General features: G+C 33.6%; 15 protein-coding genes. All 15 read left to right on the top strand.

What is annotated here, in order from left to right; all coding sequences use genetic code 11:
* Position 1 precedes the first annotated feature (1 nt).
* A complete protein-coding gene (locus B8963_RS12430) occupies positions 2-937 on the top strand; it encodes a UDP-3-O-(3-hydroxymyristoyl)glucosamine N-acyltransferase (protein ID WP_084061855.1) in 936 nt (311 codons plus the stop codon).
* Positions 938-1,009: 72 nt separating this feature from the next.
* On the top strand, positions 1,010-1,882 hold the full coding sequence (gene sucD, locus B8963_RS12425) for a succinate--CoA ligase subunit alpha (protein ID WP_084061854.1): 873 nt from the start codon (positions 1,010-1,012) through the stop codon (positions 1,880-1,882).
* Positions 1,883-2,026: 144 nt separating this feature from the next.
* A complete protein-coding gene (gene fabG, locus B8963_RS12420) occupies positions 2,027-2,776 on the top strand; it encodes a 3-oxoacyl-[acyl-carrier-protein] reductase (RefSeq protein ID WP_084061853.1) in 750 nt (249 codons plus the stop codon).
* Positions 2,777-2,787: 11 nt separating this feature from the next.
* Entirely contained in the window at positions 2,788-4,800 is a 2,013-nt protein-coding gene (locus tag B8963_RS12415) for a vWA domain-containing protein (protein ID WP_084061852.1), read from the top strand.
* 13 nt (positions 4,801-4,813) lie between these two features.
* Positions 4,814-5,629 carry a prohibitin family protein gene (locus B8963_RS12410; RefSeq protein WP_084061851.1) on the top strand — a complete coding sequence of 272 codons (816 nt, stop codon included), beginning with the start codon at positions 4,814-4,816 and terminating at the stop codon, positions 5,627-5,629.
* A gap of 249 nt (positions 5,630-5,878) precedes the next feature.
* Positions 5,879-6,736 (top strand): ATP phosphoribosyltransferase, encoded by an 858-nt coding sequence (gene hisG, locus B8963_RS12405; protein WP_084061850.1) that lies wholly within the window; start codon positions 5,879-5,881, stop codon positions 6,734-6,736.
* Between the two features lie 8 nt (positions 6,737-6,744).
* Positions 6,745-7,182, top strand: a complete 438-nt coding sequence (locus tag B8963_RS12400) for a GNAT family N-acetyltransferase (RefSeq protein WP_084061849.1) — start codon at positions 6,745-6,747, stop codon at positions 7,180-7,182.
* A gap of 8 nt (positions 7,183-7,190) precedes the next feature.
* Positions 7,191-8,480 carry a histidinol dehydrogenase gene (hisD, locus tag B8963_RS12395; protein WP_084061848.1) on the top strand — a complete coding sequence of 430 codons (1,290 nt, stop codon included), beginning with the start codon at positions 7,191-7,193 and terminating at the stop codon, positions 8,478-8,480.
* Positions 8,473-9,519 (top strand): histidinol-phosphate transaminase, encoded by a 1,047-nt coding sequence (gene hisC / locus B8963_RS12390; RefSeq protein ID WP_084061847.1) that lies wholly within the window; start codon positions 8,473-8,475, stop codon positions 9,517-9,519. Before hisD ends, hisC begins: the two co-directional genes overlap by 8 nt.
* Before the next feature lie 2 nt (positions 9,520-9,521).
* Positions 9,522-10,655, top strand: a complete 1,134-nt coding sequence (hisB, locus tag B8963_RS12385) for a bifunctional histidinol-phosphatase/imidazoleglycerol-phosphate dehydratase HisB (RefSeq protein ID WP_084061846.1) — start codon at positions 9,522-9,524, stop codon at positions 10,653-10,655.
* 9 nt (positions 10,656-10,664) lie between these two features.
* The gene (gene hisH, locus B8963_RS12380) at positions 10,665-11,246 is read left to right on the top strand and encodes an imidazole glycerol phosphate synthase subunit HisH (RefSeq protein WP_084061845.1); all 582 of its coding nucleotides are present in this window, start codon (positions 10,665-10,667) and stop codon (positions 11,244-11,246) included.
* Between the two features lie 4 nt (positions 11,247-11,250).
* Complete coding sequence (locus B8963_RS12375) at positions 11,251-11,667, top strand: GNAT family N-acetyltransferase (protein WP_084061844.1); 417 nt, start codon at positions 11,251-11,253, stop codon at positions 11,665-11,667.
* Positions 11,667-12,410, top strand: a complete 744-nt coding sequence (hisA, locus tag B8963_RS12370; protein WP_084061843.1) for a 1-(5-phosphoribosyl)-5-[(5-phosphoribosylamino)methylideneamino]imidazole-4-carboxamide isomerase — start codon at positions 11,667-11,669, stop codon at positions 12,408-12,410. Before B8963_RS12375 ends, hisA begins: the two co-directional genes overlap by 1 nt.
* Before the next feature lie 9 nt (positions 12,411-12,419).
* Positions 12,420-13,175 (top strand): imidazole glycerol phosphate synthase subunit HisF, encoded by a 756-nt coding sequence (gene hisF / locus B8963_RS12365; RefSeq protein ID WP_084061842.1) that lies wholly within the window; start codon positions 12,420-12,422, stop codon positions 13,173-13,175.
* Positions 13,176-13,181: 6 nt separating this feature from the next.
* Positions 13,182-13,778, top strand: a complete 597-nt coding sequence (gene hisIE / locus B8963_RS12360; RefSeq protein WP_084061841.1) for a bifunctional phosphoribosyl-AMP cyclohydrolase/phosphoribosyl-ATP diphosphatase HisIE — start codon at positions 13,182-13,184, stop codon at positions 13,776-13,778.
* Positions 13,779-13,843: the final 65 nt, after the last annotated feature.

Raw genomic sequence — 13,843 nt, 5'->3', positions numbered from 1 at the left:
AATGAAGTTTCCCATTCCGCATAGCCTAGAGCAGATCGCAAGTATAATTCAATCAGAATTCGTAGGCGATGCTAATTTTCAAGTTTTGGGGATGAATGAAATTCACGTGGTAGAAGCAGGAGATATCGTTTTTGTAGATCATCCTAAATATTATGATAAGGCATTAAATTCTAAAGCGACTACGGTTTTAATCAATAAAAAAGTAGATTGCCCAGAAGGCAAAGCTTTGTTGATTTCTGATGATCCATTCAGAGATTTTAATAAACTCACGAACTTTTTTAAACCTTTTGAAAAGGCAAGTGCTTCAATAGCGCCATCTGCAAAAATTGGTAAAAATACGGTGATACAACCTAATGCTTTTATTGGAAACAATGTGGTCATAGGAGATAATTGCTTTATCCATTCCAACGTTTCTATTTATGATAATTGTGTTTTAGGTAATAATGTTACCATACATGCTGGAACAGTGTTGGGTTCAGATGCATTCTATTACAAGAAAAGACCAGAAGGATATGATAAATTACTTTCAGGCGGACGCGTAGTAATAGAGGATAATGTTGATATAGGAGCCCTTTGTACGCTGGATAAAGGTGTAACGGGAGATACAAGAGTTAAAAAAGGCACTAAAATCGATAATCAAGTTCATGTAGGGCATGACACAGTTATTGGTGAAAAATGTTTAATTGCCTCGCAAACCGGCATTGCAGGTTGTGTGGTTATTGAAAATGAGGTTATTTTATGGGGACAAGTTGGGGTCACCAGTGCAATAACTATTGGAGAAAAAGCAATTGTTTTAGCGCAGACTGGAATTTCTAAGTCACTTGAAGGAGGTAAGACCTATTTTGGAAGTCCCGTAGAAGAAGCACGTGAAAAATTAAAGCAATTAGCCTGGGTAAAACAAATTCCAGATATAATAAAAAAGATAGATAACAAATAACAAGCAGAAATACTTTATAAATTGTTTTCAAAGGTATATTTTTGCAGCGCAATAAATTAATATAGATATAAAATGAGTGTTTTAGTCAATAAAGATTCCAAAATAATTGTTCAAGGTTTTACTGGTAGCGAAGGTACCTTCCATGCTGAGCAAATGATTGAATATGGTACTAACATTGTTGGAGGCGTAACTCCGGGTAAAGGTGGCCAAGAGCATTTAGGAAAACCAGTTTTTAATACAGTTCATGAAGCTGTAGAAAAGGTTGGTGCAGACACGACTATTATATTTGTACCGCCAGCTTTTGCTGCTGATGCTATTATGGAAGCTGCAAATGCAGGGATAAAAGTGATAATTACCATTACTGAAGGAATTCCAGTTGCCGATATGGTAAAAGCATCAAACTATATTAAGAATATGGATTGCCGTTTAATAGGCCCTAACTGTCCAGGTGTAATTACTCCAGGTGAAGCTAAAGTGGGTATTATGCCAGGTTTTGTTTTCAAAAAAGGAAATGTTGGTATCGTATCTAAATCGGGTACTTTAACGTATGAAGCTGCTGACCAAGTAGTTCGTCAAGGTTTGGGTATTACTACAGCAATTGGTATTGGTGGTGATCCAATTATTGGAACAACTACAAAAGAAGCGGTTGAGATGTTGATCAACGATCCAGAAACCAAGTGTGTGGTTATGATTGGAGAAATTGGCGGACAATTAGAGCCAGATGCTGCAAGATGGTATAAGGCAAGTGGAAGTAAAAAACCAGTTGTTGGTTTTATAGCTGGTGAAACCGCTCCTGCAGGTAGAACTATGGGTCATGCTGGTGCAATAGTTGGTGGTAGTGATGATACTGCTCAGGCTAAAAAACGAATCATGAGAGAATGTGGAATACACGTTGTTGATTCTCCTGCTGAGATTGGTAAAAAAGTAAAAGAAGTAATGGGTTAATTTTTAAACGATTAATTCTTTAAGCTTATAAATAGATAAAAATCCCGTTTATTCTGAATTATTTTTCAGTTTAAACGGGATTTTACGTATCTATATATCAAACAAAACTTATATTTGAATAACAACTGATGAAACAATAGTAAAATGAAATTATTAGAAGGTAAAAACGTAATTATTACTGGTGCAAGTAGAGGTATAGGAACTGGAATTGCTCAAGTTTTTGCGGATCATGGTGCAAATGTGGCATTTACATATAGTTCTAGTGAAGCTCCGGCACTCGCTTTAGAAAAAGAATTAACAGCTAAAGGTGTTAAGGCAAAAGCATACAAAAGTAATGCCGCTAGTTATAGCGATTCAGAAGCACTTGTGGCTAAAGTTTTAGAAGATTTTGGGGGAACTATAGATGTCTTGATAAACAATGCAGGTATTACAAAAGATAATCTATTAATGCGTATGGCTGAGGAAGATTTTGATTCTGTGATTGAAATCAACTTAAAGTCCGTGTTTAATATGACTAAAGCGGTACAACGCACTATGTTGAAACAGCGAAAAGGTTCGATTATTAATATGAGTAGTGTAGTTGGTGTTAAAGGTAATGCTGGACAAACTAATTATGCGGCATCAAAAGCAGGAATGATCGGCTTTACTAAATCTGTTGCTTTAGAATTAGGATCTAGAAATATTAGATGTAATGCTATTGCTCCAGGGTTTATCGAAACTGAAATGACGGATAAATTAGATGAAAAAGTGGTTCAAGGATGGAGAGATGGTATTCCATTAAAAAGAGGTGGAAGCCCAGAAGATATTGCAAATGCTTGTTTGTTTTTTGCTTCCGATTTATCGGCATATGTTACAGGTCAGGTTTTAAATGTTGATGGTGGTATGCTTACCTAAGCAATTAAAAGATGCAAATACAAACTATTCTACTTATTATTTTAGCTGCATTTGTGGCTTTAGGAATAGTTTTTTTTCAATATTATTATAAATCTAAAAAGAGAGGAAAACTAAGTGTTTTACTCTCTTTTTTGCGTTTTATTGCTTTATTCTTGCTGTTTCTATTGCTAATTAATCCTCAATTAGTAAAAAAAGACTATGAAATAGAAAAAACCAATCTTATCGTTTTGGTAGATAATTCATCGTCTATGGCGTCATCTAAAGCAATTGTGTCAAACACAATTGAGCAATTAAAGAATTATAAAGCAATTACGGATCGGTTCAATATTAACTACTACAAATTCGGTAAGGGACTAGAGCGATTAGATTCTTTGGATTATCTTGATTCAAGTACAGATATAACTCAAGCATTTAATGATATTTCAAATATCTATGCGCGCACCAATACGGTTGGTCTACTTGTTTCAGATGGCAATCAAACAGTTGGTCAGGACTATGAATTTTATGCTGACAAACTAAAATTTCCTGTATATACTATTGCTGTGGGCGATACAACAAGTTATGAAGATGTCAGAATTGCTCAAGTTAATACAAACAAATATGCATTTTTAAAAAATAAGTTTCCTATTGAGATTTATATGAATTATGAAGGAGGTAATACAATAACTACGCCTTTAGTACTTTCTATAAATGGAAAAAAAGTATATCAAGAACAGGTTAATTTTTCTAGCACTGAAAAAGTAAAACGAGTTAGTACTTTTTTAGATGCTACTACGGTAGGTTTAAAGAACATTGTTGTTAATGTTGGAGCATTAAAAAATGAAAAAAACACTAAGAATAATTCTAAAACTATTGCTGTTGAAGTAATTGATGAAAAAACCAATGTAGCTATAGTTTCATCTATTTTACATCCTGATATTGGTGCATTAAAAAAAGCTATCGAAACGAATGAACAACGTTCGGTTACCATTTTAAAGCCTAATACAGATGCTGCTAACTTGGAGGAAATCGATTTGTTTATTTGTTATCAGCCAGATCGCAGTTTTGATAAGGTTTTTAACTATATTTTAAATAAAAAAGCGAGTTCCTTAATTGTTGCCGGTTTACAAACAGATTTAAATTTTTTGAATTCCGCACAGTCTCAATTTAAAATTGAAACCGGATTTCCGGAGCAAGAAGTTTTCGGGACACTAAATACATCATTTTCTAAATTTGACGTTTCGGAGTTTGATATTGAAGAGTTTCCTCCGTTATCTAGTAATTCTGGAAGTATTAGTTTTTCAGGGAGCCATGAAGCATTGCTTAACATGGCGATTAGAGGAGTTCAATTAGAAAATCCTTTATTGTCTGTAACAGAAATGAATAATTCCAAAACAGCGGTATTGCTAGGAGAGAATATTTGGAAATGGCGTGTGTCTACGTTTAAAAGTCGTCAGAATTTTCAGAGCTTCGATGATTTTATTGGTAAACTCATATTCTATTTAGCAGATAAAGAAAAAAAGAGTCGATTAAATGTAGCGTATCAGTCGGTTTATGAAAATCTTGGAGTAGCTAAAGTAACCGCTACTTATTTTAATGAGGGATTTGTTTTTGACAGTAAAGCACAATTACTATTGGACCTAAACGGTGAAAAGAAAATACCAATGTTGCTAAAAGGAAATTATTATGAGGCTGATTTGAGTGCTTTGAAAGCAGGCGATTATAATTTTGTGGTGAGCACTGCGAATTCCAAGTTAACAAAATCAGGAAAATTTACCATTTTAGATTTCGATGTAGAACAACAATTTTTAGCAACAAATGCTGAAAAGCTTGCGCGCCTAGCTTCTATAACTGAAGGTGAATTTTATTATCCAGACCAAACTAAAGAATTAATAACAAAATTAATGGAAGATAAGCGTTTTCTGCCAACACAGAGGAGCACTGAAAATGTTGTATCTTTGATAGATTACAAAATTCTTTTAGCCTTCATAATCATGGCACTTGCCATAGAATGGTTTGTTAGAAAATATAATGGATTAATTTAAATTAAAAATAGAAATGGATAAATTACCAAAAATTGTATTACCGGCAGTATTCTTAGTAATACTCTTAGTTGTTTTAATCTCTAAATCAACAGTAACAATAGATTCTGGTGAGGCTGGTGTATTATATAAGCAATTCGGTGGCGGGGTAGTTATCGATGAACCACCTATGGGAGAAGGATTTCATTTTGTAGCGCCTTGGAACAAGGTATTTATTTATGAAGTACGCCAACAAGAATTGTTCGAGCAAATGAAGGTATTATCTTCTAATGGATTAGAGATTCAGATTGATGCTTCTGCTTGGTACGAGCCTGTTTATGCTAAATTAGGCGTGTTGCACCAATCATTAGGAGAAAATTATTTAGATCGTGTAATAAAGCCTGCTATTAGAAGTGCAGCTAGGAGTGTAGTTGGTCGTTATACACCAGAACAATTGTATTCTAGTAAAAGAGATGCTATTCAGGATGAAATTTATGCAGAGACAAAATTAATTCTTGAGAAACAAAATGTGCAACTAAATGAGGTGCTGGTTAGAGATGTTACGCTTCCAAATACCATTAAAGAAGCCATAGAACGTAAACTTAGACAAGAGCAAGAATCATTAGAATATGAGTTCCGTTTAGTTACAGCCAAGAAAGAAGCAGAGAAAGTAACCATCGAGGCGCAAGGTAAAGCAGATGCAAACCGTATTTTAAGTGCCTCTTTAACGGATAAAATTTTACAAGACAAAGGTATTGATGCAACTTTAGAATTGGCTAAATCTCCTAATTCCAAAATTGTGGTTGTAGGTAGTGGAGATTCTGGTTTGCCATTGATTTTAGGAAACAATTAAAAGTGTTAAGAATTAACTGAATAGATGCTCAGTTGTTAAAAAAGCATTTTTTTGTTTTTTAAGCTAAAAAATAATTTTACTTTTACATCGTAATGAAAAATAACACAACACATCATCATCATTTTTATTTTTGCTCTCAAGCGAAGTAGAAATGTATTGTAGTGTTACAACATATTTTAAACCCGTTTGAGCAATCAAACGGGTTTTATTTTTTAGCTCTTGATTGCCAGACACAAACAAAATTAAAAAATGACAAAAATTAGAATTGCGATTCAAAAAGCAGGACGTTTAAATGAAGAATCTATAGAGATTCTTAAAGAGTGTGGAATTTCAATAGACAATGGTCGTGATCAGCTTAAGGCGTCATCACGAAATTTCCCTATGGAAGTGTTTTACTTGCGTAACGGAGATATTCCTCAGTACTTAAGAGATGGTGTCGTAGACATTGCTATAATAGGCGAAAACGTGCTGATTGAGAAAGGGGAAGATATCTCTGTTGCAGAAAAATTAGGATTTTCAAAATGTAAGGTGTCCCTTGCGGTGCCAAAAGCAGTCAAGTATGAATCTGTTAAAGATTTTGAAGGTAAGCGTATTGCAACTTCGTACCCAAATACCGTAAAAAATTATTTAGATTCTAAAGGTGTTAAGGCAGATTTACATATAATTACCGGATCTGTAGAAATTGCACCAAATATTGGTCTTGCAGATGCTATTTGCGATATAGTTTCAAGTGGTAGTACCCTTTTTAAGAATAACTTAAAGGAGGTAGAGGTAATGTTAACAAGCGAGGCCGTTTTAGCGGTATCCCCTCAAATTTCCGAAGAGAGAAAAGCCATTCTGCAAAAATTGCAATTTAGAATTCAGGCAGTTTTACGTGCAAGGCAATCTAAATATGTATTGTTAAATGCGCCAAATGATAAACTAAAAGATATTTTAAAATTACTACCAGGAATGCGCAGTCCAACAGTATTACCATTAGCAGATGAAGGTTGGAGTTCTGTGCATACAGTAATTAATAAAGATAAATTTTGGGAAGTTATTGATGAATTGAAGCAAGCTGGTGCCGAAGGTATTTTAGTGTGTCCAATTGAAAAAATGGTTTTATAAGTATCATCATGAAAACTGATTTAACAATTGCTTTGATTCCTTATGATCAAATGGAAACAATAATACCTTTAGTTATTCAATTGAATCAAGGAAAAATAGCTGAGGCTGTATTAAAAAGCAGATTAAGAGATATGCTGGCGATGGGTGGATACCAATGTATTGGTGTTTACGATGCTCAAAAATTAATTGGTGTTTGCGGATTTTGGGTTTTGAATAAATTATATGCGGGCAAACACGTAGAACCTGACAATGTATTTGTTGAACCAGACTATAGGAGTGATGGTGTTGGGGAGTTAATGATGAATTGGCTGTTTAATTATGCCAAAAGTATTGATTGTATAGGAGCAGAGGTTAATTGCTATGCTCACAATGAAAAGGGTAAGAAATTCTGGGAGCGACAAGGATTTGAGCCGCTAGGGTATCACATGATTAAAAAATTTGAGTAGTAATTGCTATGAACAAAATATATAATCCTAAAAAGGAAGACTGGAAAACTATTTTAGAACGGCCCACTAAAACAGTTGCTGATATTGAAGCTACAGTAGATCAAGTTTTTAAAGAAGTTAAAGAAGGTGGTGATGCAGTAATAATTAAGTACACCGAAAAATTTGATGGAGTAACTGTTTCTGATTTATTAGTTTCTGATGATGAAATTGTAGAAGCAAATGCCGCAGTTTCTGTTGCGTTGAAAGAAGCTATTTTAATAGCTAAAGAAAATATTGAAAAATTTCATGTAGCTCAACAAACTAAAAGCATTCACGTTGAAACAGCAAAAGGAGTAGATTGTTGGCAAGTAAAAAGGCCTATTCAAAAAGTAGGTTTGTATATTCCGGGAGGAACTGCTCCATTATTTTCTACGATTTTAATGTTAGCGGTACCTGCTAATATTGCGGGTTGTAATGAAATTGTGTTATGTTCTCCACCGAATAAAGAAGGTAAAATACATCCTGCAATTTTGTACACTGCAAACCTATGTGGTGTTACTAAAATATTTAAAGTTGGTGGTATTCAAGCTATTGCGGCGATGACCTTTGGTACAGAAAGTATTCCTCAGGTGTACAAAATTTTTGGACCAGGTAATCAGTACGTAACAGTTGCCAAACAAATAGCTACTAAACATGGTGTAGCAATAGATATGCCAGCTGGACCAAGCGAACTTTTGGTGGTTGCGGATGATACTGCCAATCCGTCATTTGTTGCTTCTGATTTATTAAGTCAAGCAGAGCATGGAATTGATAGTCAGGTAATTTTAGTGACAACATCTAAAGTGATGCTTGAAAGCGTGGAACAAGAAATTTCTGTTCAGATTCAAGATCTACCACGTAAAGAAATTGCTCAAAAGGCTATAGATAATAGTAAATTAATTTTTGTTGAAGATGATCAAATCGCGCAAGAATTGATTAATGAGTATGGACCTGAACATTATATTGTTTGTGTAGAAAATGAAGAGTCCTATTTAAATGCTATTGTTAATGCAGGTTCGGTTTTTATTGGAAATTACACTCCTGAGAGTGCTGGTGATTATGCTTCTGGAACTAACCATACCTTGCCAACAAATGGTTATGCTAAGCAATATAGTGGCGTGAATTTAGATAGTTTTATGAAGAGCATGACTTTTCAGAAAATATCTAAAAAAGGAATTCAAGAGATTGGGAGCGCTATTGAGATTATGGCTGAAGCAGAAGGGCTGCAGGCACATAAAAATGCTGTAACGCTAAGATTAAAAAGTTTGGAGAATGAATAGAGTTGATATAAATAATCTGGTTAGAGAGAATATAAAAGGCTTAAGTCCTTATTCTTCAGCTCGTGATGAATATGTTTCTGATGGTTCGGAAATGGTGTTTTTAGATGCTAATGAAAATCCTTTTGAAAATGGGGTTAATAGATATCCAGATCCGCAACAGCGAAGTCTCAAAGAGGTTTTGGCACAACAAAAAGGAGTTAAACCTAGCAATATTCTTTTTGGCAATGGCAGCGATGAAGTTTTAGATCTTATTTTCAGGGCCTTTTGTGAGCCTAAAGAAGATAATATTATTACACTTCCACCAACTTATGGTATGTATAAAGTATTATCTGGAATTAATGATATTGAGAATCGAGAAGTATTGTTAACTAATGATTTTCAGCCGAATATTGAACAAATACTGGAGGCTGCAGATGCAAATTCTAAACTTCTTTTTCTTTGTTCGCCTAATAATCCAACAGCAAACAGTTTTTCATCGGGAAAAATTTTACATCTTCTAAAGAACTTTCAGGGTATTGTGGTGATTGATGAGGCTTATATAGATTTTTCTAATGAAGAAAGTTGGGTGCAAAAATTAGGTGATTTCAATAATTTAATTATCACACAGACCCTATCAAAAGCATACGGAATGGCGGGTATACGATTGGGTATTTGTTTTGCTTCGGAAGAATTAATACAAATTCTAAATAAAATAAAGCCACCCTATAATGTAAATGAGCTTACACAAAAGAAGGCGTTAGAACGAATTTTAAATGTAGAAAAAGTTAAATCGGAAGTAGTTGAAATATTGAAAGAAAGAGACATGTTATCTAAAGTATTACTTCAATTAAATTTTGTAACTCAGGTTTATGATACTGATGCAAATTTTGTTCTGGCTAAAGTAGATAATGCGACCAATAGATATAATCAACTCTTAAAAAAGGGAATAGTGGTGAGAAATAGAACAACACAACCATTATGCGAAAATACCTTACGGTTTACTATAGGTACAAAACAAGAAAATGAAAAACTAATTCAAGTTTTAAAAGAAATTCAATAAGCATGAAAAAAGTACTTTTTATAGATAGAGATGGGACTATTATTAAAGAAACCGTTGATGAACAAATTGATGCGTTTGATAAAATGACTTTCTATCCTAAAGCATTTACCTTTTTGGGTAAAATAGCCAAAGAATTAGATTATGAACTGGTGATGATTACTAATCAAGATGGTTTAGGTACGGATTCATTTCCTGAAGAAACATTTTGGCCTGTACATAATTTTATCATGAATTCTTTTGAAAATGAAGGTGTGGTATTCGATAAAGTGTTTTTAGATCGTACGTTTCCTCATGAAAATGCCAATACACGAAAGCCAGGTACGGGTTTATTAACTGAGTATTTTTCGGGTGATTATGATTTAACAAACTCATTTGTTATCGGTGATCGGTTAACAGATATGGAATTGGCTAAGAATCTTGGAGCGAAAGGTATTTTTATAAACGACGAAACCAATTTGGGTACTGGAGAAATTACAGTAAAAAGAGAGGAATTAGCTACTTATATTGATATTGAGACCAATGATTGGGAGAAAATTTATGAGTTTTTAAAACTGAAGGATAGAGTTTCTGAGATTAGCAGAAAAACCAATGAAACTGATATTAAAATTAAAGTCAACTTAGATGGCACTGGTAAAAGCAACATAAAAACTGGTCTTGCTTTTTTTGATCATATGTTAGATCAATTAGCGCGTCATGGGCAAATGGATTTAGATATTAAAGTTAATGGTGATTTAGAAGTCGATGAACACCACACGATAGAGGATACTGCAATTGCTTTGGGAGAAGTTTTTCATAAAGCTTTAGGAACAAAATTAGGAATAGAACGTTACGGATTTTGTTTGCCTATGGATGATTGCCTGGCACAAGTAGCTATTGATTTTGGAGGTAGAAATTGGTTGGTTTGGGATGCTGAATTTAATCGTGAGAAAGTGGGTGATATGCCAACAGAAATGTTTTTGCACTTTTTTAAATCGTTTAGTGATGGCGCAAAAGCTAATTTAAATATAAAAGCAGAAGGCATCAATGAGCATCATAAAATTGAGGCAATTTTTAAAGCATTTGCAAAGGCAATAAAAATGGCAGTAAAACGTGATGTGGAAAAAATGGTTTTACCATCAACCAAAGGAATGTTGTAAAAAAGACTAATGAAAATAGTAATTATAAATTACGGCGCAGGAAATATACAGAGTATAAAATTTGCAATACAACGTATTGGTTTTGAGGCGATTTTGTCCGATGATGTAAACGAAATTCTAGCAGCTGATAAAGTGATTTTTCCTGGTGTAGGCGAGGCAAGTAGTGCTATGCAAAAACTAAAAGCTAGTGGTTTAGATCAACTAATTCCTAAATTAAAACAACCTGTTTTAGGTATTTGTTTGGGGATGCAATTAATGTGTAAAGCTACAGAAGAAGGAGCAACAAAAGGACTTGGAATATTTGATGTTGATGTAATTAAGTTTTCTGATAAAGTGAAAGTGCCACAAATAGGTTGGAATCAAATTAAAGATTTAAAAACCGATTTATTCAAAGGGGTTTCAGAACAGGAATATATTTATTTAGTACACAGTTTTTACGCACCAAAATGTGAAGAAACTATTGCAACAACAGAATATGATCTAGCCTATAGTGCAGCTTTGAAAAAAGATAATTTTTACGGAACACAATTTCATCCTGAAAAAAGTAGCAGTGTTGGAGAGAAAATTCTTTTGAATTTTTTAAACATGTAATAAAATGGCAGTTGTAATTTCTACAGAGAAAAGTAAACTAGATATCCATAAAATTCAGCAATACATAAGTGTTGAATCTTATTGGGGTAAAGATAGAACTCTTGATGAAGTAAAAACAACCATTGAAAATTCAGTCTGTTTTGGACTGTATGATAAAAATGGAAATCAAATAGGATTTTCTCGGGTAGTTACAGATCAAATCTTATTTGCCTATTTTATGGATGTAATCATTTTTCCAGAATATCAAGGGAATGGTTATGGTAAACAATTGGTTGATTATATGATGAACCATGAGATAATTAAAACAGTAAAAACAGTAGCTTTAAAAACCAAAGATGCTCATAGTTTGTATGAGCGTTACGGATTTAAAAAAGTAGGAGATTCAGATTTTTGGATGTCCATTGATAAAATAAAATTATAATGCGAATAATTCCAGCAATTGATATTATAGACGGTAAGTGTGTTCGACTTTCAAAAGGCGATTACGATACTAAAAAGATATACAATGAAAATCCATTAGAGGTAGCAAAAGAGTTTGAAGCCCACGGCATAGAATATTTGCATCTGGTAGATTTAGACGGTGCAAAATCTAAACACATTGTAAACCATAAAGTTTTAGAGCAAATCGCCTCGCAAACTACTTTAAAAATCGATTTTGGTGGAGGATTAAAAACTAATGAAGATTTGCGTATTGCTTTTGATAGTGGAGCTTCGCAAATAACAGGAGGCAGTATTGCGGTTAAAGATCGAGAAACTTTCATAGGTTGGATAGAAACTTACGGCGCTGAAAAAATTATTTTAGGAGCTGATGCTCTTAATGAAAAAATTGCAGTATCGGGTTGGCAAGAAGATTCTAAAGAAGATTTAATTCCATTCATTCAAGGATATCAAAAAAACGGAATTGTATTCGTTATTTGTACAGATATCAGTAAGGATGGTATGTTGCAAGGGCCTTCATTTAACTTGTATCAAAAAATATTAGCACAAACTGGAAAAGGAATTGATGGCGGAGGAATTAATTTAATTGCTTCGGGAGGCATTTCAACTTTTGATGAATTGCCTAAGTTGGCAGCATTAGGTTGTGAAGGAACCATTATTGGGAAAGCTATCTATGAAAATAGAATAAGTTTAAAACAGTTAGAAAATTTTATTTTAAATACTTAAAACAACAGAATGCTAACAAAACGTATAATTCCTTGTTTAGATATTAAAAACGGGCGTACTGTTAAAGGTGTGAATTTTGTGGATCTGCGCGATGCAGGTGATCCGGTTGAATTAGCTGAAATTTATGCTAATTCTGGAGCAGATGAGTTGGTTTTTTTAGATATTTCAGCAACAGAGGAAAGGAGAAAAACCTTAGCAAATTTAGTATATCATGTAGCAGAAAAAGTAAATATTCCATTTACTGTTGGAGGTGGTATCTCGTCAATTGAAGATGTGGATATTTTATTGCAAAATGGGGCAGATAAAGTGTCTATTAATTCTTCAGCAGTAAAAAATCCTGATTTAATTAATGAATTATCGGCAAAATTTGGCTCGCAATGTATTGTAGTTGCTATTGATGCGAAGCAGATAGGTGGTGAATGGATTGTACATTTAGTTGGTGGTAAGGTACCTACAGAAATTCGTTTGTTTGATTGGGCGAAAGAGGTGGAACAGCGCGGAGCTGGAGAAATTCTGTTTACTTCTATGGATAATGACGGCACAAAAGATGGCTTTGCAAATGAAGCTTTAGCTAAATTATCAACGGAATTAAATATTCCCATTATAGCTTCTGGTGGGGCTGGAAATATGCAACATTTTGTAGATACTTTTAAAGAAGGTAAAGCGGATGCGGCGTTGGCTGCTAGTGTTTTTCACTTTAAAGAGATTGATATACTAGATTTAAAAAAAGAATTAAAAAATAACGGGATTCCTGTTAGAATATAAGATAATATGAAAATAGATTTCGATAAAAATGCAGACGGTTTAATTCCAGCCATAATTCAAGATGCAACAACAAAAAATGTTTTGATGTTGGGGTATATGAATCAAGAAGCTTTTGATAAAACACAAGAAACTAAAAAAGTTACTTTTTATAGTCGTACTAAAAAGCGTTTATGGACAAAAGGTGAAGAAAGCGGGAATTTTTTAAATTTAGTATCTATCAAAAATGACTGTGATAATGATACTTTGTTGATTACAGTAAACCCAGTCGGACCTACATGTCATACTGGATCGGATACCTGCTGGAATGAAGAAAATTCTAGTTCATTTGGTTTTTTATCTGAATTAGAAGCTATTATAAAAGATCGTAAGGATAATCCTGAAAATCAAGATAGTTATGTGGCTTCACTTTTTAGAAAAGGGATTAATAAAGTAGCGCAAAAAGTAGGCGAGGAGGCTGTGGAAGTGGTAATAGAAGCTAAAGATAATGATGATAAGTTGTTTTTAGACGAAAGTGCAGATTTACTCTTTCATTTTTTGATATTGTTACAAGCAAAAGGTTTTACCTTAAAAGATATTGAAACTGTTTTAAAAGGGCGGCATTAATAAATTTTAGAATTTAAAAAATCCGAAAGATCTTGAAAATCAAGTCTTTCGGATTTTTTTTGTAA

Source organism: Cellulophaga tyrosinoxydans, from assembly GCF_900176415.1.
Lineage (GTDB): Bacteria > Bacteroidota > Bacteroidia > Flavobacteriales > Flavobacteriaceae > Cellulophaga > Cellulophaga tyrosinoxydans.
The sequence above is the reverse complement of the archived record's forward strand: the minus strand, read 5'-3'. Positions and strand labels throughout refer to the sequence as shown.

Coding starts and splice junctions, on each gene's coding strand:
- B8963_RS12430 (WP_084061855.1), top strand. CDS start 2: ATGAAGTTTCCCATTCCGCATAGCCTAGAGCAGATCGCAAGTATAATT.
- sucD (WP_084061854.1), top strand. CDS start 1,010: ATGAGTGTTTTAGTCAATAAAGATTCCAAAATAATTGTTCAAGGTTTT.
- fabG (WP_084061853.1), top strand. CDS start 2,027: ATGAAATTATTAGAAGGTAAAAACGTAATTATTACTGGTGCAAGTAGA.
- B8963_RS12415 (WP_084061852.1), top strand. CDS start 2,788: ATGCAAATACAAACTATTCTACTTATTATTTTAGCTGCATTTGTGGCT.
- B8963_RS12410 (WP_084061851.1), top strand. CDS start 4,814: ATGGATAAATTACCAAAAATTGTATTACCGGCAGTATTCTTAGTAATA.
- hisG (WP_084061850.1), top strand. CDS start 5,879: ATGACAAAAATTAGAATTGCGATTCAAAAAGCAGGACGTTTAAATGAA.
- B8963_RS12400 (WP_084061849.1), top strand. CDS start 6,745: ATGAAAACTGATTTAACAATTGCTTTGATTCCTTATGATCAAATGGAA.
- hisD (WP_084061848.1), top strand. CDS start 7,191: ATGAACAAAATATATAATCCTAAAAAGGAAGACTGGAAAACTATTTTA.
- hisC (WP_084061847.1), top strand. CDS start 8,473: ATGAATAGAGTTGATATAAATAATCTGGTTAGAGAGAATATAAAAGGC.
- hisB (WP_084061846.1), top strand. CDS start 9,522: ATGAAAAAAGTACTTTTTATAGATAGAGATGGGACTATTATTAAAGAA.
- hisH (WP_084061845.1), top strand. CDS start 10,665: ATGAAAATAGTAATTATAAATTACGGCGCAGGAAATATACAGAGTATA.
- B8963_RS12375 (WP_084061844.1), top strand. CDS start 11,251: ATGGCAGTTGTAATTTCTACAGAGAAAAGTAAACTAGATATCCATAAA.
- hisA (WP_084061843.1), top strand. CDS start 11,667: ATGCGAATAATTCCAGCAATTGATATTATAGACGGTAAGTGTGTTCGA.
- hisF (WP_084061842.1), top strand. CDS start 12,420: ATGCTAACAAAACGTATAATTCCTTGTTTAGATATTAAAAACGGGCGT.
- hisIE (WP_084061841.1), top strand. CDS start 13,182: ATGAAAATAGATTTCGATAAAAATGCAGACGGTTTAATTCCAGCCATA.